Raw genomic sequence first — 21351 nt, forward strand, 5'->3', positions numbered from 1 at the left:
GAAGGCCCAAGAGAGCGTGGCAAAGGAGAAGCCGCGAATCGAACGCTTGCAATGGTGGAATGCGGTGCAGGCCAAGGTGCCGGGGTTCTCGGCGGGGAAGGTGTATCACTTCCACCCGGTGGGATTGGCGGGGAATCTTGGGAAAAGACGGCATCCGATCATTCAGATTGATGGGAATAGCGTCGAACTGGAATTTCTTGAAATGTATGTGGGTGGCGATCTCAGTGATGCTGACATTGAGGCTGCCGCCAAAGAGCTTGGGTGTGAGCCAAGCCTAATTTACGCCATTGCGCGTCAGGAATCGGCTCATTCATCTTTCATCAGCGTGGACGGAGAGACGATTCCCTCCATCCTATATGAGAGGCATTGGTTCAGAAAGCTCACAAAAAACGCATCTTATGAACAGACGCATTCTGAAATTTGTGGCCCTGCGTACAGAAGGGCGAGGAAAAACAGTTCGGGAAAATTTATTGATGTAAAAACTGGAGCGGAAGTTGATGCTAAGGATGTGTATGGGTCGTCGGGAAAGCCTCAATACGAAAGGTTAATGACAGCCTATGGGCTCAATGAGGCGGCGGCATTGCAGGCGTGTTCGTGGGGTAAGTTTCAAATAATGGGTTTCAACTACGCCGCTGCAGGATATGGCTCTGTAAAGGATTTTACGGCTGCCATGTCGCTTGGAGATGCCGAGCATATTAAGGCCTTCTTGAAATTTGCAAAAAGTAATTCAACATTATTGAATGGGCTTCGGTCAAAGAATTACGAGTTAATTGCAGAAGGCCATAATGGTTCTGGGTGGAGATCAATTAATCCTGAATATGCGAGAAATATTGAAAGGTTCAGCAATGAATATTCAAAAAAATAGGCATGTATTTGTTTTGTTTGCGCTGTTCTTTGGAACACATATCTTTGCTAAAGAAGGAGATTCTCAGAAGGGGCGTATCCTTTGCAAGGAAAGCGAATCTCCGGTTTTTTCTTTCCGGATCGAGAGATCGACCAAGATCGCCTCAATATGCAAGGGCGCTCGGGATTCGTATTTGGTATATCGGTTTGGTCGACCAGGCCGGGTTGAACTTCAATACCCTAAAGATCTGAACTTGGGGTCGTGGAAATTATTCAAATTCAGCGGCTATTCCAGAGGTGGAGGAATCCAGAATGACGCCATGGGCGACTACACTTTAAAGTTCAGTAATGGCAATGTTGAATACACGGCGTTTCAGGAGTGGCGACTCATCGATAACGGATATCAAATAGGAATGGTAGTGGATGTTGGCAATGTCCGAACCGTTCTAAAGGGGAAAAAAGAGTCGCAGGTTGGGGCGCTTACATTGCTTGATGGAAATGCCAATATGATGAACTCGGAATAGCGATGTGAAATGCTGTCAAGCGCCCGGCCACTTGGGGCGCACGTCGTTCTGAGTGCGAAGGGAATATATTTAATGACTATGGACACACGCGGGTAATGACCGACGCATCAGCACGATTCACAGCATTGCGAGGAAGAATGTGAAAAGTTCCAGAATGGTGGTGGTGACATTGCTGCTATCGGCCATGTGCGCCTGCGAAAGCAAGGACGATACTGGGGTGAGTATTGCTGACGAACATCGTCGAGATTCTACCGAGGTGACCGTCGCCGCTACTCGTATTCTTCATGGGGATAGTAACCCGGGGAAAAGCGACAAAAATCGGTTGTGTCGGCTTGAGTTTCTTGACCGAAATTCAAGTGCGAACAAGTTCCCCGAGCTTTCAAATACAAGTTCGTCGCTATTCGACCGAGTCAAATTTTTTATCGATGGCGCGGAGATTGGTTCAATCGGTATGGGGGCTGAGAACAACCCTTTTGTTCAAGATGACTTCGACAATCACTTTTCACCCAGTTGTGATCTTGCGTGGGTGGGGAATTTGGCATTTGGTACGGTTGAGGATGACAAGGGGCGGGCGGTAAAATTTCACGACCGATACTACTGTGCCTTCGTCAGACTGCCTGACATGTGCGTCGTTGGAAATTCCACGGATTTGATGTGCGACGGACAATTCGATTCTTCAGGTCAATGGGTGCGTAATGATGGTGAAGATTCAGATATCGATCTCTCTTATCGAGTTACCGCCAAGGGTCTGCTTGATGGAAATTTGGATGGATCAGGTCTGGTTGGTTCCATTGGCAACTTGCTTCGTTGCGATCCTGTTTCAAAGGAGAATTCAAGCCTCTATAGTGATTTGATTAAAAGAAATATCATAAAAATGAGTGCGAAGGAACGAGATGATCTTGCTAAAAGAGTTGATGAATTCAGATAGCTTGCCGTCCGACGGGTGTCCTGCTTGATAAATTTGCCAGCAGCGATCGAAAACCAGAATCCACCACTTAATGGTCTGGTAGACCGGTATCACGCCTTCGCCTATGCCCAGGCGTTGCTCTATGAATCGCCCGCATTTCCCGATGCGCAGGGGCAGATGCAGTGGCGACCTGATGACTATGCAATCAAGGAGCTACCATGACCCTGAAATATATTTTTCTGACGCTATTGGTAGCTTGCGCCGGATGTAATGCAGAAACATCTAAAGCAGATGCCTCCAAAGTCAGCCCATTGCCGACAGGAATGGATCACTACAAAATTGCTTTCCAAGGCTGCGAATTTGAATTCGTAGGCCCTTCTGGAAAAGGACAATATGCGCAGGTGCTAGCTGACAGTGACCCCTATGTTGAGGGTGTATTTTCCGGATATTCCCATGCAAGAGATGTGAAAGAAGAAGATAAATTCGAGGTGGATTTTGTTTGTAGACGCGAAAGTGCTGAAAAACTGTGTCCCGAATACCTCAGCCAAAACGCAAAGCAAACCGATCCGATCATAGTTCGGGACACGCAGCAAAAGCACCTTGCCAAATTAAGCCCAATTTACTGGGCTGAGGGCTACGTCAACACGGTTACGGAAATGAGTGTTCCTCGGACGCGAGAACTGAATTTCTGTCTCGGTGACGAGAAGCACAGCCTGACGGGGCGTGCGGTAGTAGGCATTGAGTCGCGCGAGCCTAGGGAAACTCTTGGCACACCACCTTCACCAGAATCGGAGATTGCACTCAATGCGGTTCTCGAATTAATTAAATCCATTCGCTTCGTAGGCACATCGAAGGGGCCGGGTCGATAAATGCGACTGCTGGCTCCTTCTAAGCTGTGCTTGTTCCTGGGTCTATTTATGATGGCCTCCTGTAAGGCGGAGCCGTCAATTGAGTTGACTGGAATTAAGGCAGGATTGCGGGCCCCGACTGGGTTGCTGATTGAACCCGAAGAGAAATTCTCGCGCGCGTACCAGGAAACGGAATGCGTCAATTTCGTGCTCACTAAGGGAGGTGCGAGCGCCGGCATCTTGTGCTCATCAAAGAGTTCGGAATTTCTTTCGGATTTCGGCATTGCCGGACTGGCAGCGGGTTCGACAGACGATCAAGGAGGGTTGCCAGTAGTCACGACCGGAATGGCTGCATACCCAATGAGTGTGATTGTCGAAAAACCCGTGAAGGTTTATTCGGCAAAGGTTGACTGTGATGGGGCTGGTGGAGCCATCTATCGCGCCACATCCACATGCTATGTAACGACTTCATTTCTTGATGATGGTAGGTTTTTATACAGCAACTTCGTCATTGAAGATCACGTGACCCGTACCAGCAAGATCAAGCCTGTAAACGTGGAGGAATTTTGGCAGGGATTGCTGTTGGAGCGCTTCTCGCCCACAAGTCGATTGCGATACTCTTCTGAGGCGGCCGCGCATGGGTTTGAACTCGCCTACCTGTCGATTCAACTTGCGGTAAATCCCTGCATAGACGAAAAAATAGATTGGGCGGATTCTTCCGAGGTCATTGCTCAAATAGCAGAAGCTAGAAATGCCTGGCCCAAAGGTACCTGTGAAGATCAATCTACGGCGCAGTTGCTTTCAGAGTTGCTCTACACGCGCCATGCGGCACTCGCGGCAACCGATGCTCCGCTGGAGGTAGCCAGTAAAGTCATCGAAAACGAAAAACTATTAAAGCTCTGCAAGGACACTGCTTGCATTAGAGAAGTCTCATCTTCCGGAATAAGGGAGTTTAAGCATCTATTTGATGTATCTTCTGTCTATGGCGAAAAGATCAGGCCAGACTTTGTCTTGGATGCAAGGCCAATAGACAGCAAAAACGCGTTGTATGGTGAAATTCTCCGAATTCTTGATGAGGCCGACAACTGGTGCGGGGGTTCATCAATTGAGATTGGCGAGCGAAAGCTTAAGCCAAGCGAATCCAATATCTTCGTTGCTAGCTGCTTTACTGGGGCTCCAGAATATCCATTGTGGATCATCAAAGAAAACAAGGGGAAATTAAAACTACTGCTTGTGTTGGAACAAGGAAGCAACCTGCATTTATTACCGAGAGTTAGTGGCGGGTTGCCTGATCTACGCAACTCAATTCGAGTCAATGCCGGTGAGCGCATTGTGGAGATATATTCTTCCAATGGCGGCAGTTATGAATCCGTTCTCGAGCTTGACGTGCAGAATTCTGGAGATGTAAGTCTTGCTTTTTGATAGGTCTTCCCACCAACTGCGTCGAGTGATCCGAGCCGTCGCCATGTCTCTGGCGCTACTTGCAGGGATGTCCGTCTACGCAGTCGCCGCGCGACCGGATACCGTCACACGTCCAACTTTTGACGAAAAGTCGGTGCCGTCTGAGTTAACTGATGCGCTAGCAGGCAGGGCGACAATACAGAATCTTGACGCTTCATTTTCTGACTCGGCACTCGAAAGTCTGTTCCCAATGGAAGCAGGGGAGCGCATAGAGAGAGATAAGTCCCTTGTGTGGGCGGTCGATGAAAAGAAGTTCTATTTCTTTCCGGTCTCTTACAAGAAGCAAACGTGCAGATTTGTTTTCGTGGATGCCAGCGATATGAAGGTCATAAGTGATGGCGGGTTTTATCTTGACGACTGCACTTTCATATCCCGACCCGAATTAATTGATATAAACAATGATGGAGTCACTGATTTCAGGGTGCGGATGAAGCTCGGGCATCAAATTGGTTCTTCCGTCCGGGTGAAGCACAGCTTGGATTTTATATACGACGGAAATAAAAAAATGTATTGCGAAACTGATAGCGGAATGCCCTGTAATTGAGGGCTATAAGTGGAGTGAATATCATGGGCCGGACGATCCGAGCCGTTGCCGTGACTCTGGCCTTGCTCGCAGGCATGTCTGGCTGGGCTAGTGCCACGCAGCCGGATACCGTCGCACGTCCAACCATTGATGAAAGTGCGCGTTGCCCCTTCCGGATCGTGGTCGAGGAGGGCAGCCTCTGGCACGCTTGGATGACGGAGGAAGACAGAAGCGATATGGATCAGGTGCCGCAACCACAGCGGCACAACGACAGTACCGGATCGGCCTGGGATTTCGTGCAACCGCTTGAGTCCGGTGGCATGGTTCTACAGGTGGCTATCCGAGGCAGTTGCCTGTGGTTGCTGGATGACACCGGCCAGCCGCTTCCGGTCGGTGACGCGGATCACGTATTGGGGAGCATCGATTCTGTTGGGCGCACTGTCAGCGATGACCCTCCGCCAGGTGCGCTTTTCCTGCTCGGTTTCGAGCGGAGCGAGGCAGATCGTGGCACGTCCTACCTCAAAGCTGCTCGTCTGCTGCGGTATTCCCCCGAGGCAACGCGCTTGTCGCCGCTGCTGAATGCTTACCCGAAACTTGTCGATTCACCATACCGTCTGTATGACCGACCCACTGGCTACGCATATGAAACATCGCACTTCGACCTGCGTTTTGGCACGCCCGGCCGATTGTGGATAGTGCAGCAACAAGGTGGCGGGTTCGGCGTGCTGGACATCGAACGCATGAACTATGTGGTGCCACCGATCTACGCAGAGATCCGGGGCTATCAAGTTTCAAGCAACCGTGAGCGTGTGGGTTACTGGGGTGCATTGACGCTGCCTGGCGGCGCTGACGGGGAACAACCCACTATCACCCTGTTCGATCGGACTGGAAAACGGCTGCTCGACGAATTCGATATCACTGCGATCGAGAACACACCGCACGGCAACCTGCAGCCGGTACGCATACGAGACGACGGGCTTCCGTTTCCGGAAACTCCTCCCATCAACTCATCCAGGCTCGACACCGGCAATGCCTGCGTGTACTTGACCCCGACAGGAACGTTGCTGGAGGCACCATTTGCATGGCCCGATCACTCCCAGTTGTGTCCGGCGCCGAATAGCGATGGCTTGCTCACCTTGAGATACGGCGCCGATAAATTTTCCATCTACCGCATCACGCTGAACGGCTCGGACGCGTCGCCGGAGCGGCTCAAGATCAGCGATGTGCATGGCCGTCTGATCACGTCTGACACCCATGGACTCGCGATCGTTGCCGAAGGCGAGGTGGGCGCCCTCCGCTATCGAATCTACGACTTGACGGGAAAGCTGCTGCAGCCCAAGCATTTCGACAAATTCGAGAACCTTGGTTGCGGCCATCGGCGCGTTCACCTTGCCGAAAACGACACTTGGTACAGCATCAACCTGGACGGCACGCTGAGTACGCGCCTGACGTATCCATTCTCGTGCTGATGGCCTGTCCCCACTGGGCTATACCAGCTGAGGCCGCAAAGTCCGTCGATCATGGCATGGGCGGGGCCAAAGCCCGTGCAGAAGTTGCCAGCCTCTTGGAAGTAGTACATAATTTGACGGTACCAACGGCGTAAGATGATGGGAAAGTCTAATACTGTCAAGGAGATAGAGCGAGGATTTATGCCTCGTCTCCCGTTTCGGATTTCGTCCTGAAAGGGGCGGTTCCCCAAGCCCCGTCCGCGGGGTTTTGTGTTGTAAGGCGCTTGAAAACGCGCTGCGATTGCGCCAGTCTGACGCGATCGCCACCGGCCTGGTGGCAGAGTGGTTATGCAGCGGACTGCAAATCCGCGTACGCCGGTTCAATTCCGACCCAGGCCTCCATTACGCAACGCGCTCGACGACACCCGGCCCGCCGGGTGTTTTCGTTTGCGGCGCACTATCGCCGGCATCGGGCGGCTTTCCATTCTGCCGGCGGTGAGGCAGGCTATCCGCATGCCCGGATGGCGAAATTGGTAGACGCATCGGACTTAAAATCCGCCGGCCGCGAGGCCATGCCGGTTCGATTCCGGCTCCGGGCACCAATGACGACCGGGCGCGCTCCAGGCATCGCGCGCCCTTCCACGCGAGGAACGCGATGAGCCGCTACCTAGCCTATGGACTGTGCATCGCGCTCGCGCTCGCCTCCGTCGCGCTGGCGCTGGTCTGGCCCGCCTGGTGGTGGTCGGCGGCCGCATTCGCCGCGCTGGCGCTGCTGGGCACTTGGGACCTGCTGCAATCGCGCAGCACCCTGCGCCGCAACTATCCGGTATTGGCGCACTTCCGCTACGGGCTGGAATCGGTCGGGCCGGAGATCCGCCAGTACTTCATCGAAGGCGATACCGCCGAGGTGCCGTTCTCGCGCCAGCAGCGTTCGCTGGTGTACCAGCGCGCCAAGGGCGTGATGGACGTGGTGCCGTTCGGCAGCCAGCAGGACGTCTACAGCGTGGACTACGAATGGATCAACCATTCGCTGGCGCCCAGTTCGATCGATTCGCATGATTTCCGTGTCGTGATCGGCGCCAACACCGCGCATCCATACTCGGCGAGCGTCTTCAACATCTCGGCGATGAGCTTCGGCGCGCTGTCGGCCAATGCCGTGCGGGCGTTGAACGAAGGCGCGCGCCGGGGCGGTTTCTACCACGACACCGGCGAGGGCTCGATCTCGCCCTACCATCGCGAGAAGGGCGGCGACCTGGTGTGGGAGATCGGCTCGGGCTACTTCGGTTGTCGCGACGGGCAGGGCCGGTTCAGCGAGGAGCGCTTCGTCGAGAACGCGCGCTCGCCGCAGGTGAAGATGATCGAACTGAAGCTGTCGCAGGGCGCCAAGCCCGGCCACGGCGGCGTGTTGCCGGCGGCCAAGGTCAGTGCGGAGATTTCGGTCACCCGTGGCGTGCCGATGGGATACGACTGCGTGTCGCCGGCCAGGCATTCGGCGTTCTCCACGCCGGTGGAACTGCTGCAGTTCGTCGCGCGCCTGCGCGAGCTGTCCGGCGGCAAGCCGACCGGATTCAAGCTGGCCATCGGCCATCCCTGGGAATGGTTCGGCATCGCCAAGGCCATGCAGGAAACCGGCCTGCTGCCGGACTTCATCGTGGTGGACGGCGCCGAAGGCGGCACCGGCGCGGCGCCGGCGGAATTCATCGACCACGTGGGCGTGCCGATGCACGAGGCGTTGCTGCTGATCCACAACACGCTGGTGGGGCTGGACCTGCGCGACCGCATCCGCATCGGCGCGGCCGGCAAGATCATCAGCGCCTTCGACATCGCCCGGATCATGGCGATGGGGGCGGACTGGTGCAATTCGGCGCGCGGTTTCATGTTCGCGCTGGGCTGCATCCAGTCGCAGAGCTGCCACAACGACCGTTGCCCGACCGGCGTCGCCACCCAGGACCCGAAGCGCTGGAAGCACCTGGACGTGCCCGACAAGTCGGTGCGCGTGCAGCAGTTCCACGACAACACGCTGAAGGCCCTGCGCGACATGCTGTGCGCGGCCGGCCTGGAGCATCCGCAGCAACTGGGCCCGGAACACATCCTGCGCCGAGTCTCGCCCATCGAGGTGCGTTCGCTGGCCTCGCTGTACCGCTTCGTCGAGCCGGGCGAACTGATCGACCGTGTGCCGGCGCATGCGGTGTTCCGCGATTTCTGGCCGGATGCCCGCAGCGACTGCTTCGCCGCCCCGCAGCGGGTCAGTGCGCTACGCGACACCAAGGATCGTTGACCTGTGTAGGAGCGCCCCATGGGCGCGATGCTTTCCCCTCACCCCACGCAAGAGCATCGCGGGCATGGCCCGCTCCTACAAATCACGGTGCCCGCAGGAGCGCGATGCTTTTCGCGGCAGCCCCGACCGAGAGCAAAAGCATCGCGCCCATGGGGCGCTCCTACGGGCACCGGCGCCGGGGAACGGCATGCGTTGACCGGATGCCGGGTCCGCGATTACCATACGCGCCCCGATCTTCCGGGCGGTTAGCTCAGCGGTAGAGCACTGCTTTCACACGGCAGGGGTCACAAGTTCGAAACTTGTACCGCCCACCAGTTTCACCAAAAAGCCCGGCAGTGCCGGGCTTTTTCGTTTTCCGGCAGGGTATTCCCGGTGGTCCCGGGGTACGGGATACGTCGGCCTGGAGCTGTCTGCCGGTCCGGTATCCCGGCGTTCACGTCAGCGGGCGGGACAAGGGTGGTCCAGGCCTGTGGCACGGGCCTGCGCAGGACGGCGCGAGTGCGATAAGTAGTTGTTTTCGGAGCCGAAAAGGTGCTCGGGAGGTGGCCGTTTGTGGTACACTCCGACAGTTGCAGAACCCGCTGGAATTCCCGCCCGTCACTGCCTCGCCGGCCTGGTCCCGGCAGGCGGAACTCGGCCCGGATTCCGGCCCGCATAACCAGTGAACCACGGAACCCGAATGGCCGAACTCGCCAAGGAAATCATCCCCGTCAACCTCGAAGACGAGATGCGCCGCAGCTACCTCGACTACGCCATGAGCGTGATCGTGGGGCGCGCACTCCCGGATGTCCGCGATGGCCTGAAGCCCGTCCACCGGCGCGTCCTGTTCGCGATGAACGAGCTGGGCAACCACGCCAACAAGCCGCACGTGAAGTCCGCCCGCATCGTCGGCGACGTGATCGGTAAATACCACCCGCACGGCGACCAGTCGGTCTACGACACGCTGGTGCGCATGGCGCAGCCGTTCTCGCTGCGCTACCTGCTGGTCGACGGGCAGGGCAACTTCGGCTCGGTCGATGGCGACGCCGCCGCCGCCATGCGTTACACCGAAGCGCGCATGGCCAGGATCACCCATGAGCTGCTGGCCGACATCGACAAGGAAACCGTCGATTTCCAGCCCAACTACGACGAGAAGGAACAGGAGCCGACGGTCCTGCCGACGCGCTTCCCGAACCTGCTGGTCAACGGTTCGGCCGGCATCGCGGTGGGCATGGCCACCAACATCCCGCCGCACAACCTGTCCGAAGTCATCGACGGCCTGATCGCGCTGATCGACAACCCGGAGATCGACGTCGACGGGCTGATGCAGTACATCCCGGGCCCGGACTTCCCCACCGCCGGCATCATCAACGGCACCGCCGGCATCGTCGCCGGCTACCGCACCGGCCGCGGCCGCGTGCGCATGCGCGCCAAGGCCGAGATCGAGGTCAACGACGACAACGGCCGCGAGTCGATCATCGTCACCGAGATCCCGTACCAGGTGAACAAGGCGCGGCTGATCGAGAAGATCGCCGAGCTGGTGAAGGAAAAGAAGCTGGAAGGCATCAGCGAGCTGCGCGACGAGTCCGACAAGGACGGCATGCGCATCTACATCGAGGTCAAGCGCGGCGAATCGGCCGAGGTGGTGCTGAACAACCTGTACCAGCAGACGCCGATGGAATCGGTGTTCGGCATCAACATGGTCGCGCTGGTCGACGGCCGCCCGCAACTGCTGAACCTGAAGCAGATGCTGGAAGCCTTCGTGCGCCACCGCCGCGAGGTGGTGACCCGCCGCACCATCTTCGACCTGCGCAAGGCCCGCGCCCGCGCCCACATCCTGGAAGGCCTGACCGTCGCGCTGGCGAACATCGACGAGATGATCGAGCTGATCAAGACGTCGGCCAACCCGCAGGAAGCGCGCGAGCGCATGCTCGCCAAGACCTGGGAGCCGGGCCTGGTCGGCACGCTGCTGGCCGCGGCCGGCGCCGAGGCCTCGCGTCCGGAAGACCTGCCGGCCGGCGTCGGTTTCCACGACGGCCGCTACCAGCTGACCGAAGTGCAGGCCACCCAGATCCTGGAAATGCGCCTGCACCGCCTGACCGGGCTGGAACAGGAAAAGCTGACCGAGGAATACAAGCTGCTGCTGGAGACCATCGCCGGCCTGATCCGCATCCTGGAGAACCCGGACGTGCTGCTGCAGGTGATCCGCGACGAGTTGCTGAACGTGCGCACCGAGTTCGGCGATGCGCGCCGCAGCGAGATCCGCCACAGCGAAGAGGACCTGGACATCCTGGACCTGATCGCGCCGGAAGACGTGGTGGTCACGCTGTCGCACGCCGGCTACGCCAAGCGCCAGCCGGCCAGCGCCTATCGCGCGCAGCGGCGCGGTGGTCGCGGCCGCAGCGCGGCGGCGACCAAGGAAGAGGATTTCATCGACCAGTTGTGGCTGGTCAACACGCACGACACGCTGCTGACCTTCACCAGCCGCGGCAAGGTGTTCTGGCTGCCGGTGCACCAGTTGCCGGAAGCAGGCTCTAATGCGCGCGGCCGGCCGATCATCAACTGGATCCCGCTGGAACCCGGCGAGAAGGTGCAGGCCGTGCTGCCCGTTCGCGAGTACGAGGAAGGCCGCTATGTCTTCTTCGCCACCCAGGACGGCACGGTCAAGAAGACGCCGCTGACCGAATTCGCGTTCAGGCTGGCGCGCGGCAAGATTGCGATCAACCTGGACGACGGCGATGCACTGGTGGGCGTGGCGCTGACCGACGGCGAGCGCGACGTGATGCTGTTCGCCTCCAACGGCAAGGCGGTGCGCTTCGCCGAGAAGGAAGTGCGCTCGATGGGCCGCACCGCCACCGGCGTGCGCGGCATCCGCCTGGCCCCGGGCGAGGAAGTGGTCAGCCTGATCGTGGTCGACGGCGATGGCGACATCCTGACCGCCAGCGCGCGCGGCTACGGCAAGCGCACGCCGGTGGAGGAATATCCGCGCAAGGGCCGCGGCACGCAGGGCGTGCTGGCGATCAAGACCAGCGAACGCAATGGCAAGCTGGTCGGCGCCATCCAGTTGTCCGACCACCACGAGGTGCTGCTGATCTCCGACGGCGGCACCCTGGTGCGCACCCGTGCCTCAGGCATCTCGCAGGTCGGCCGCAATACCCAGGGCGTGACCCTGATGCGGCTGTCGGAAGGCGAAACCCTGCAGGCGGTCGAACGCCTGGACGCATCGCTGGACGACGAGGAAGAAGGCGGCGACGAAGCCGCGCCCGAAGCGTCGGTCGACCGGCAGCCGCAGGCTTGACGCAGCGGCAGGCCGCAAAAGAGCCCTGGGAATCCCGGGGCTCTTTTTTTGCCCGTTCCCATGCTTCCCGGAGAGCGTTAGGAGCGCCCCCTGGGCGCGAGCCTTTCTTCGATCCGGCATCCAGACAAGAGCTCACGCCCAGGGGGCGCTCCTACGGGGGGTTCGTATGCTCAGGCTTGTGTAGGAGGGGCTTCAGCCCCGACGCTTTTCGTGTAGCAGGGCCAACACTACCCGCATTCGTCCGCGGCGCGCATGCTTTGTCACATTGAATGGGCCGACCCCAAAGCGGCCCGTTACCCGTTCTATACTGCCGGCATAACCGGGCAGGGACATGCACATGGAATCGGCACCGAAGATCACCACCGACGCGCGCGCCTCCCGGGTGCGCGCGTTTTTTCTTGTCGCGCTGGCGTTGCTGGCATTGGCCGGCTGCAAGCGCAACGAGACCGGCCAGTTGCCGGAAGCCAGCGGCGAGCCGGTCAAGGCGCAGCGCGCCGAAGTGGAAGGCTTCGCGCTGGTCGGCGCCTATCCGGACCAGCACGACGGCAACCTGGCCATCGCGCTGGAGTTCAGCCGGCCGCTGGTGAGTTCGCAGGACTTCGATGCGCTGCTGGCGGTGACCGACGCCAACGGCGCGGTGGTGAAGGGCAGTTGGGTGCTGGACGACAAGGGCCTGGTCCTGCGCTTCCCGTCGGTGGAAGCGGCCAAGGACTACCAGGTCGCGCTGCGCGCCGGCCTGTCCGCCGCCGATGGCACCCGCCTGGGCCAGGACGACACCCGCAAGGTGCATACCGGCGAGGTGGACCCGGCCGTCGGCTTCGCCTCGCAGGGCAGCGTGCTGCCGGCGCGCGAGAGCCGCGGCCTGCCGGTGGTGTCGATCAACGTGCCGGAAGTGGACGTGGAGTTCCTGCGCGTCGGCGAGAAGCAGTTGCCGAAGTTCTTCTCCGAGTACCAGCGCGGCGGCCGCCGCGGCAGCTGGGACCTGGACAGCGACTACGGCGACAACACCCCGCTGGGCAAGCTGGCCGAGCCGGTCTACCTCAACCGCTTCGTGCTGGGCGGCAAGCCCAACGAGCGGGTTCTGACCTACCTGCCGATCCAGGACATCCGCGAGTTGCAGGACCCCGGCCTGTACTTCGCGGTGATGAAGCGCACCGGCAAGTATTCCGGCGAGTTCGAGACCGCGTTCTTCACCGTCAGCGACATCGGCCTGCACACCCGCGCCTACAAGGACAAGCTGTTCGTGCACACCGCTGCGCTGCGGGACGGCGCCGCCATCGGCGGCGTGGAGCTGCGCGTGCTGGATGCGCGCGGCGAACCCGTGCTGACCGGCAAGACCGACGGCAACGGCAACGCGCTGCTGAACTACACGCTGGACGCCGGCCACGTGCTGGTCGCCATGCGCGGCAAGGACGTGTCGATGCTGCCGTTCAACCAGCCGGCGCTGGACCTGTCCGAGTTCACGGTATCCGGTCGCGAACAGGCCTGGTTCGACGTGTTCGCCTGGTCCGGGCGCGACCTGTACCGGCCCGGCGAGACCGTGCGCATCTCCGCGCTGCTGCGCGACAACGACGGCAAGCCGGTGGCCGCGCCCAAGGAGGGTTCGCAGCCCGTCTTCCTGCGCCTGAAGCAGCCGGACGGCAAGGTGTTCCGCGAAACCCGCCTGCAGCCCGGCGAGCAGGGCTATTTCAGCTTCGAGCAGGCGATCCCGCAGGAAGCGCCGACCGGCCGCTGGCAGGTCGAATTCCGCACCGACCCGGCCAGCAAGGAAGCGGTGCAGGGCATGACGCTGCGCATCGAGGAATTCCTGCCCGAGCGCATGAAGCTGGACCTGGAAAGCGCGCAGGCCGCGCTCAGGCCGGGCGAGCCGCTCAAGCTCTCCGCCACCGCCGCCTACCTGTATGGCGCGCCGGCGGCGGGCAATCGGTTCACCGCCAAGCTGGCGGTGGCGGTGGAGCAGCACCCGCTGGAACAGCTGCCGGGCTATTTCTTCGGCGATCCCACCATGGAGCTGCCCAGGGAAGCCAAGGACATCATCGACACCACGCTGGGCGACGACGGCGTGCTGAAGGAAGACATCGCGCTGCCGGCCGAAGCCAAGCCGCGCAGCACCATCGCGGCCATCGTCTCGGGCAGCGTGTACGAGACCGGCGGCCGCACCGTCAACCGCACGCTCAAGCGGGTCATGTGGCCGGCGGACACGCTGGTCGGCATCCGTCCGCTGTTCGACGACAAGGACGGCGCCGACGCCAACGCCAATGCCGGTTTCGAACTGGTGCGCGTGGATGCGGCCGGCAAGCCACGGCCCGGCCAGGGGCTGAAGGCCACGCTGGTGCGCGAGCTGCGCGACTACCACTGGAACTACTCCGAGGACGGCGGCTGGGACTACGACTTCACCCGCCGCTTCGAGAACAAGGAAACGAAGACGCTGGACGTCGGCGCCACCGCGGCGAAGATCGACTTCCCGGTGGAGTGGGGCGAGTACCGGCTGGACGTGTTCGACCCGGCCACCGGCCTGACCACGCGCTATCCGTTCCGCGCCGGCTGGAGCTGGGACGACCAGAACCGCGGCCTGGACGCGCGCCCGGACAAGGTGAAGCTGTCGCTGGACAAGACGGCCTACAGGGCCGGCGACACGCTCAAGGTCGTGGTGACGCCGCCGCACGCCGGCAAGGGCCTGCTGATGGTGGAAAGCGACCGCATGCTGTACGTGCAGGCCATCGACGCCAAGCCGGGCAGCACGTTCTCCATCCCGGTGACGAAGGACTGGGAGCGCCACGACGTGTACGTCACCACGCTGGTGTTCCGCGGTGGTTCGGCGCCCAGCAAGATCACGCCGGCCCGCGCGGTGGGCGTGGCCCACGTGCCGATGGATCGCCGCGACCGTCGCGTCGCCGTGGGCCTGTCGGTGCCCGCGCAGATGCGGCCGGAGCAGGACCTGCCGGTGACGGTCAGCGTGCCGGAGCTGGCCGGCCAGTCGGCGCACGTCACCGTTTCGGCGGTGGACGTTGGCATCCTCAACATCACCCGTTTCCCGGTGCCGGACGCCAACGCGCAGTTCTTCGCGCAGCGCCGGCTGGGCGTGGACGCCTACGACATCTACGGGCGGGTCATCGAGAGTTTCGAGGGCGGCAGTGCCAGGATGCGCTTCGGCGGCGACATGGCGCTGGCGGCGTTGCCGCAGGCCAAGCGGCCGACCTCGCGCGTGCAGACGGTGGACCTGTTCTCCGGCCCGGTGAAGCTGGACGCCAAGGGCAATGCGCGCGTCGCGCTGAAGGTGCCGGACTTCAACGGCACGCTGCGCGTATCGGCGATGGTCTATTCCGACACGCGCTACGGCAACCGCGACCGCGAGACGCTGGTGCGCGCGCCCATCGTGGCCGAGGCCAGCCTGCCGCGCGTGCTGGCGCCGGGCGACCGCAGCACGGTGACGCTGGATGTGCAGAACTTCACCGGCAAGCCCGGCGACTTCAAGGTGCAGGTCGACGGCGAGGGACCGTTGAACATCGCCGAAGGCGGCCGCAACGCCACGCTGGCCGCCGATGGCAAGCGCACGCTCAGCTTCCCGATCAGCGCGGGCGAGGGCTATACCACCGCCAAGGTGCGCGTGCGCGTGGAGGGCAACGGTTTCAAGGTGGATCGCCGCTACGACGTGCCGGTGCGCGCCGGCTGGCCGTCGGTGCTGCGCTCGCAGACGCGCGTGCTGGATGAACTGGCGCCGGTCGAGATGGGGGCGGGCTTCGCCGACGGCCTGATGAGCGGCTCGGTGACCGCGCGCATGACGGTCAGCGCGTTGCCGCCGATCCCGTTCGCCAGCGCGTTGCAGGGCGCGCTGGAATATCCGTATGGCTGCGCGGAGCAGACCACCAGCAAGGGCTACGCCGCGCTGGAACTGGACGACGCCACGGCGAAGCTGCTGGGCGTGACCGGACTGGACGCGAAGAAACGCCGCGAGCGGATGGAAGGCGCATTCGGCCGGCTGGCCTCGATGCAGGTGGCCAACGGCCACTTCTCGATGTGGGGCAACGACGACTACGTCAATCCCGGGCTGACGCCGTACATCGCCGAGTTCCTGCTGGACGCGCGCGAGGGCGGCTTCGCGGTGCCGGATGCGGTGCTGCAGAAGGCGCTGACCCGACTCAACGAGGACCTGCTGGCCGGCGGTGCGCAGTTCTACGGCTACGATCACCGCGATCATCTCAAGTTCGCCAACCAGGCCTACGCCGGCTACGTGCTGGCGCGCGTCAACCGCGCCCCGCTGGGCACGCTGCGCGCGCTGTACGACAACGAGCGCGGCAAGAGCCTGACCGGCCTGCCGCTGGTGCACCTGGGCATCGCGCTGTCGCTGCAGGGCGACAGGAACCGCGGCGAGAAGGCGATCGCCGAGGGCTTCGCCAAGACCGGCGACCGTCCGGAATACCTGGGCGACTACGGCACCCGCCTGCGCGACGATGCGCTGATGATCGCGCTGGTGCACGAGCGCAAGCTGTCCAGGCCGGAATACGACCGCCGCAGCGTATCGCTGGGCCGCGAACTGGATGCGCGCCGCAACAGCGGCTGGCTGTGGCTGAGCACGCAGGAGCAGGTGGCCCTGGCGCGCCTGGGCAAGGCGTTGATGGTGGACCAGTCCAAGCAGGTGTCCGGCCAGTGGAGCGTCGGTGGCGATGCCGAGGCGATCGCGCCGGTGCGGCTGTTCGGCCGCGGTTTCGACCACGCCACGTTGTCGCGTGGCGTGCGCTTCGTTCCCGAAGGCAGTCCGCCGCTGTACGCCAGCCTGGAAGTGGCCGGCGTGCCGCGTGCCGCCCCCGCGCCGGACAATCGCCAGATCGGCATCGAGCGCCGCTACTACACCACCGACGGCAAGGAGTGGAGCGGTGGCTCGCTGAAGGAAGGCGAGGCGCTGATCGTCCGCGTCGGCATCACCGCCAACGTCGCCATGCCGGATGCCTTGTTCACCGACCTGCTGCCGGCCGGGCTGGAGATCGAGAACTTCAACCTGGGCGACGCCAAGCAGTGGGCCGAGGTGGTGGTGGACGGCATTTCCGTCAGCGACCGCTCCAGCGCCGCCGACGTCAAGCACGAGGAGTTCCGCGACGACCGCTACGTGGCCGCGCTGAAGCTGGGCCGCGGCAGTACCGCCAAGGTGTTCTACCTGGTGCGCGCGGTCACGCCGGGCACCTATACCGTGCCGCCGCCGCTGGTGGAGGACATGTACCGCCCGGACATCCGCGGCGTGGGCAGGTCGACGCCGGCGACGATCACGGTGGTGCAGCCATAGCTCCTGTCCCTCTCCCGCTTGCGGGAGAGGGTGCCGAAGGCGGGTGAGGGTGAACCGGAGCCGGTTTACTTCAGTTTGGTTTGATTTGCGGGTAAAGGAGGCAGAAGCGTTTCGCGCATGGCGCGAGTTACTTTCTTTGCTTGTGCAAAGAAAGTAACCAAAGAAAGCACACCCCGGCGGCATGCCCTCCGCTCCGCTACGGGTCCGCAAGCATCGCGAGAATTTTCCGAAGCAGCTTCCTGCTGCTCGGAAAACGGCGCACATCCATGTGCGCCGCCCCTGTGGGGGTTTTCCCCGCGCCACTTGCCATGCCCAAGGGGCCCCGTTGATCAGCAAGAGCCAATGCAAAAGCAGAAGCGATACTTCCGTGGAATCCTGACCTGGCTGCGCTGGGCCACCGTCGCCGTGCTCGTCGCGCTGCTGGTCCTCGATTTCGCCTTCCCGCCGCCGCTGCCCAAAGCGCGCGACATCAGCACGCTGGTGGTCGCGCGCGATGGCACGCCGCTGCGCGCGTTCGCCGACCGCGAGGGCGTGTGGCGTCACCCGGCCACGCCGGACAGCGTATCGCCGCTGTACCTGCAGGCGCTGCTGACCTACGAGGACCGCTGGTTCTGGAAACACCCGGGCATCAACCCTTGGGCATTGCTCCGTGCGGGTGGGCAATGGCTGCAACGCGGGCGGATCGTCTCAGGCGGCTCCACCCTGACCATGCAGGTGGCACGCATGCTGGACCGCCATTCGCGCACGCCATGGGGCAAGGCCAAGCAGATGCTGCGTGCCGTGCAGCTGGAAGCGCGCCTGTCCAAGCGCGAGATCCTCACCCTGTACCTGGAAAGGGCGCCGTTCGGCGGCACCATCGAAGGCGTGGAAGCGGCGAGCTGGGCGTACCTGGGCAAACCGGCGGCGCAGCTCTCGCATGCCGAGGCCGCCCTGCTCGCCGTGCTGCCGCAATCGCCCAGCCGCCTGCGGCCCGATCGCCATCCTGAAGCCGCGCAGGCCGCGCGCGACAAGGTGCTGAGCCGCATGGCCGAACTCGGTGTGTGGTCGCGCGCGGAGGTCGAGGATGCGCGCATCGAGCCGGTGGTGGCGCGTTCGCTGCAACCGCCGCTGCACGCCGCGCTGCTGGCCGAACGCCTGCGCCGCGCGCAGCCGCGCGCGGCCCGCATCGAGTCCACGGTGGATGCCGGCCTGCAACGCACGCTGGAGGAGCGGGTGCAGGCCTATTTCGCCACGTTGCCCGCGCGCACGTCCGCCGCGCTGCTGGTGGTGGACAACGCCACGATGGAGGCGCGCGCCTACGTGGGTTCGGTGACGTTCGGCGATCATGCGCGGCTGGGCCATGTGGACATGGTGCAGGCCTGGCGCTCGCCCGGTTCCACGCTCAAGCCGTTCCTGTACGGCCTGGCGCTGGACGACGGGCTGATCCATTCGGAAAGCCTGCTGGTGGACGCGCCGCAATCCTTCGGCGGCTACCGGCCCGGCAACTTCGATGCCGCGTTCAACGGCCCGGTCGGCGCCGCCGATGCGCTGCGGCTCTCGCTCAACGTGCCGGCGGTGGACCTGCTGGATCGGGTGGGACCGGCGCGTTTCTCGGCGCGCCTGGCCAACAACGGGCTGGTGCTGCGCTATCCGCCCGGCGCGCAACCGAATCTGTCGCTGATCCTGGGCGGCACCGGCGCGCGGCTGGAGGACCTGGTGGGCGCCTACGCGGCGTTGAACCGCGACGGATTGTCCGGGCGCGTGCGCTACACCCGGGACGACCCTTCCACCGACCGCCGGCTGCTGTCACCCGGCGCGGCGTGGATCATCCGCGAGGTGCTGGAGGCGCACCCGCGCCCCGGTTACGGGAGCGGCCTGCTGGATACCGGCAGCCGCCCGCGCGTGGCGTGGAAGACCGGCACCAGTTACGGTTTCCGCGATGCGTGGGCGCTGGGCAGCACGCGCCGCCATACCGTCGGCGTGTGGGTCGGGCGGCCGGATGGCACGCCCCTGCCGGGCCAGTACGGCGCGGTGACGGCGTTGCCGCTGATGTTCGAAGTGATCGACAGCCTGCCGCGCCTGCGCGGCGATACGGAACGCCCGCCGATGCCACGCGAGGTGGCGGAAACCGATATCTGCTGGCCGCTGGGCCTGCCGCCGGAGGACGATGCGCCGCAGCTCTGCCAGCGTCGCCGGAAGGCATGGACGCTCGGCGGCGCCGTGCCGCCGACCTTCGCCGAACGCGATGCGCGGTTGTGGAGCGCCGGGCGCGAACGCTTCGACGTGGACGAGCGCACCGGCCTGCGCCTGTCCGGCGAATGCGCCGGGCCGCACGTGGCCCGCGGCACCGAGATCGCGCGCTGGCCCGCGCTGGCCTCGCCGTGGCTGCCGGCGCAGACGCGGGCCGCCTCGCGCCTGCCGCCGCTGTCGCCCGACTGCCGGCCCGACGGCCGCGATGCGGTCGAGGAACTGCGCATCGAAGGGCTCAACGACGGGGCGACGCTGGCGCGCGCGCCCGGCAACACGCACGGCGTACGCCTGCAACTACGCGCGCTGGGCACGGAATCGCGCGTGCAATGGCTGCTGGACGGCCGGTGGGTGGCGGAAACCCGGGGCGCGCAGTCCTACCAGTACGATTTCGACCAGTCCGGCGAACACCAGCTCACCGCCTTGGCCGACAGCGGCGCCTGGACGCGGGTGCGGTTCAAGGTGCTGCGCTGACCGGAACCATGGGCTGTGCAGGAGCGGGCCATGCCCGCGATGCTGTCCGTGCGGTGATGGGAAGGCATCGCGCCCATGGGGCGCTCCTACGCCTTTCCGCCTTCCGGATGAGTCAGCCGATCAGCCGATATGCTCCAGCACGTGTTCCGCGGCCGAGACCTTGTATTCGCCCGGGGCCTCGACGAAGACGTTGCGGACGATGCCGTCCTCCACGTACAGGGCGAAGCGCTTGGCGCGCACGCCCATGCCGTAGGCGCTGGCATCCATCTCCAGGCCCAGCGCCTTGGCCAGGTCGGCGTTGCCGTCGGCCAGCATCTGCAGGCCGTCCGGCACGTGCTGGGTCTTGCCCCAGGCCTGCATCACGAACGGGTCGTTGACCGACACACAGAACACCTCGATGCCGCGGCTGCGGAAATCCTGGAAGTGCTGCACGTAGCTGGGCAGGTGCTTTTCCGAGCAAGTGGGGGTGAAGGCGCCCGGTACCGCGAACAGCACCGCCTTGCGGCCGTCGAACAGCGCGGTGGTGTCGACGGTCTCGACTCCGTCGCGGATGCGCTTGAGGACGACTTCGGGAATGCGGTCGCCAACCTGGATGCTCATGGGGGGAATCCTTGCGTGGAGGGAATCTGAACGCAGTGTAGCGCGCCCGTGTCACGCCCCGGTGACGGCCTTGAAAAGCGGGCGCCGGAACCTATCTCCCGGCTATCGGCGCACCGACCGACGCGCCCATCCGCGAGGAGAAAACGACCATGAGCATCGTGCAGTACAACCCCTGGGGCAATCCGCGTGGCCTGCAGGACGAGATCAAGCAGGTATTCGACCGTTTCCTGGGCGAAGCCGACACCGACCCTTCCAGCGTGGTGACCAGCCAATGGACCCCGCGCGTGGACATCCGCGAGGATGCCGACCGCTTCGTGATCCTGGCCGACATCCCCGGCGTGGACCCGAAGGACATCGAGGTCCACATGGACAAGGGCATCCTGACCCTGCGCGGCGAGCGCGTGTCCGAAAAGAAGGACGAGGGCAGCCGCCATTCGCGCGTGGAGCGCGTGCACGGCACGTTCTACCGCCGCTTCGCGCTGCCGGACAGCGCCAATCCCGACGGCATCACCGCCAGTGGCAAGCACGGCGTGCTGCGGATCGATATCCCGAAGAAGCCGGAAACCACGCCGCGCCGCATCCAGGTGCAGTAAGGTGGCTTGGCACCGTCCCCGCGCTCCGGCGCGGGGACGGTGAAGGCGGGAGCGTCCTGCCTTCGGCCCTG

Annotated in this window: 14 protein-coding genes and 3 tRNA genes; 16 read left to right on the forward strand and 1 reads right to left on the reverse strand. The window is 62.8% G+C overall.

Annotated elements, in window-relative coordinates; all coding sequences use genetic code 11:
• The 15 genes from AAD027_RS17685 to pbpC form a co-directional block, all read left to right on the forward strand.
• The coding region (locus AAD027_RS17685; protein ID WP_341727358.1) for an N-acetylmuramidase domain-containing protein at positions 1–865 on the forward strand (865 nt) is incomplete at its 5' end.
• Entirely contained in the window at positions 846–1367 is a 522-nt protein-coding gene (locus tag AAD027_RS17690) for a hypothetical protein (protein WP_341727359.1), read from the forward strand. The genes AAD027_RS17685 and AAD027_RS17690, both read left to right, overlap by 20 nt.
• Before the next feature lie 163 nt (positions 1368–1530).
• The gene (locus AAD027_RS17695; RefSeq protein ID WP_341727360.1) at positions 1531–2295 is read left to right on the forward strand and encodes a hypothetical protein; all 765 of its coding nucleotides are present in this window, start codon (positions 1531–1533) and stop codon (positions 2293–2295) included.
• 24 nt (positions 2296–2319) lie between these two features.
• Positions 2320–2496 carry a hypothetical protein gene (locus tag AAD027_RS17700; protein ID WP_341727361.1) on the forward strand — a complete coding sequence of 59 codons (177 nt, stop codon included), beginning with the start codon at positions 2320–2322 and terminating at the stop codon, positions 2494–2496.
• On the forward strand, positions 2493–3143 hold the full coding sequence (locus AAD027_RS17705; RefSeq protein ID WP_341727362.1) for a hypothetical protein: 651 nt from the start codon (positions 2493–2495) through the stop codon (positions 3141–3143). Before AAD027_RS17700 ends, AAD027_RS17705 begins: the two co-directional genes overlap by 4 nt.
• Positions 3144–4544: a hypothetical protein gene (locus AAD027_RS17710; protein ID WP_341727363.1), complete on the forward strand. Its 1401-nt coding sequence runs from the start codon at positions 3144–3146 to the stop codon at positions 4542–4544.
• A gap of 43 nt (positions 4545–4587) precedes the next feature.
• Positions 4588–5127 (forward strand): hypothetical protein, encoded by a 540-nt coding sequence (locus AAD027_RS17715; RefSeq protein WP_341727364.1) that lies wholly within the window; start codon positions 4588–4590, stop codon positions 5125–5127.
• A 23-nt stretch (positions 5128–5150) separates the two neighbouring features.
• Positions 5151–6575, forward strand: a complete 1425-nt coding sequence (locus AAD027_RS17720; RefSeq protein ID WP_341727365.1) for a hypothetical protein — start codon at positions 5151–5153, stop codon at positions 6573–6575.
• A 307-nt stretch (positions 6576–6882) separates the two neighbouring features.
• A tRNA-Cys gene (locus AAD027_RS17725) sits at positions 6883–6956 on the forward strand.
• Positions 6957–7069: 113 nt separating this feature from the next.
• Positions 7070–7156: transfer RNA gene (locus AAD027_RS17730), tRNA-Leu, on the forward strand.
• A 53-nt stretch (positions 7157–7209) separates the two neighbouring features.
• Positions 7210–8832 (forward strand): FMN-binding glutamate synthase family protein, encoded by a 1623-nt coding sequence (locus AAD027_RS17735; RefSeq protein ID WP_341727366.1) that lies wholly within the window; start codon positions 7210–7212, stop codon positions 8830–8832.
• 239 nt (positions 8833–9071) lie between these two features.
• Positions 9072–9146 (forward strand) — tRNA-Val (locus tag AAD027_RS17740).
• Between the two features lie 365 nt (positions 9147–9511).
• Positions 9512–12109 (forward strand): DNA gyrase subunit A, encoded by a 2598-nt coding sequence (gyrA, locus tag AAD027_RS17745; protein WP_341727367.1) that lies wholly within the window; start codon positions 9512–9514, stop codon positions 12107–12109.
• A gap of 337 nt (positions 12110–12446) precedes the next feature.
• Entirely contained in the window at positions 12447–17387 is a 4941-nt protein-coding gene (locus AAD027_RS17750; protein ID WP_425605489.1) for an alpha-2-macroglobulin family protein, read from the forward strand.
• 342 nt (positions 17388–17729) lie between these two features.
• The gene (gene pbpC / locus AAD027_RS17755) at positions 17730–20087 is read left to right on the forward strand and encodes a penicillin-binding protein 1C (RefSeq protein WP_341727369.1); all 2358 of its coding nucleotides are present in this window, start codon (positions 17730–17732) and stop codon (positions 20085–20087) included.
• A gap of 120 nt (positions 20088–20207) precedes the next feature.
• Here the strand turns inward: pbpC and AAD027_RS17760 are convergent, their stop codons facing one another.
• On the reverse strand, positions 20208–20687 hold the full coding sequence (locus AAD027_RS17760) for a peroxiredoxin (protein WP_341727370.1): 480 nt from the start codon (positions 20685–20687) through the stop codon (positions 20208–20210).
• A gap of 149 nt (positions 20688–20836) precedes the next feature.
• Between AAD027_RS17760 and AAD027_RS17765 the strand changes: the two genes are divergently transcribed.
• Entirely contained in the window at positions 20837–21280 is a 444-nt protein-coding gene (locus tag AAD027_RS17765) for an Hsp20/alpha crystallin family protein (RefSeq protein WP_341727371.1), read from the forward strand.
• The last annotated feature ends 71 nt before the right edge of the window (positions 21281–21351 follow it).

This window comes from Pseudoxanthomonas putridarboris, assembly GCF_038321125.1.
Classification (GTDB): domain Bacteria; phylum Pseudomonadota; class Gammaproteobacteria; order Xanthomonadales; family Xanthomonadaceae; genus Pseudoxanthomonas_A; species Pseudoxanthomonas_A putridarboris.

Bases quoted from the DNA above. Each gene is read 5' to 3' on its own strand.
- gyrA (WP_341727367.1), top strand. From the start codon at position 9,512: ATGGCCGAACTCGCCAAGGAAATCATCCCCGTCAACCTCGAAGACGAG.
- AAD027_RS17710 (WP_341727363.1), top strand. From the start codon at position 3,144: ATGCGACTGCTGGCTCCTTCTAAGCTGTGCTTGTTCCTGGGTCTATTT.
- AAD027_RS17720 (WP_341727365.1), top strand. From the start codon at position 5,151: ATGGGCCGGACGATCCGAGCCGTTGCCGTGACTCTGGCCTTGCTCGCA.
- AAD027_RS17735 (WP_341727366.1), top strand. From the start codon at position 7,210: ATGAGCCGCTACCTAGCCTATGGACTGTGCATCGCGCTCGCGCTCGCC.
- AAD027_RS17690 (WP_341727359.1), top strand. From the start codon at position 846: ATGAATATTCAAAAAAATAGGCATGTATTTGTTTTGTTTGCGCTGTTC.
- AAD027_RS17750 (WP_425605489.1), top strand. From the start codon at position 12,447: ATGGAATCGGCACCGAAGATCACCACCGACGCGCGCGCCTCCCGGGTG.
- AAD027_RS17765 (WP_341727371.1), top strand. From the start codon at position 20,837: ATGAGCATCGTGCAGTACAACCCCTGGGGCAATCCGCGTGGCCTGCAG.
- AAD027_RS17705 (WP_341727362.1), top strand. From the start codon at position 2,493: ATGACCCTGAAATATATTTTTCTGACGCTATTGGTAGCTTGCGCCGGA.
- AAD027_RS17715 (WP_341727364.1), top strand. From the start codon at position 4,588: ATGTCTCTGGCGCTACTTGCAGGGATGTCCGTCTACGCAGTCGCCGCG.
- pbpC (WP_341727369.1), top strand. From the start codon at position 17,730: ATGCAAAAGCAGAAGCGATACTTCCGTGGAATCCTGACCTGGCTGCGC.
- AAD027_RS17760 (WP_341727370.1), bottom strand. From the start codon at position 20,687: ATGAGCATCCAGGTTGGCGACCGCATTCCCGAAGTCGTCCTCAAGCGC.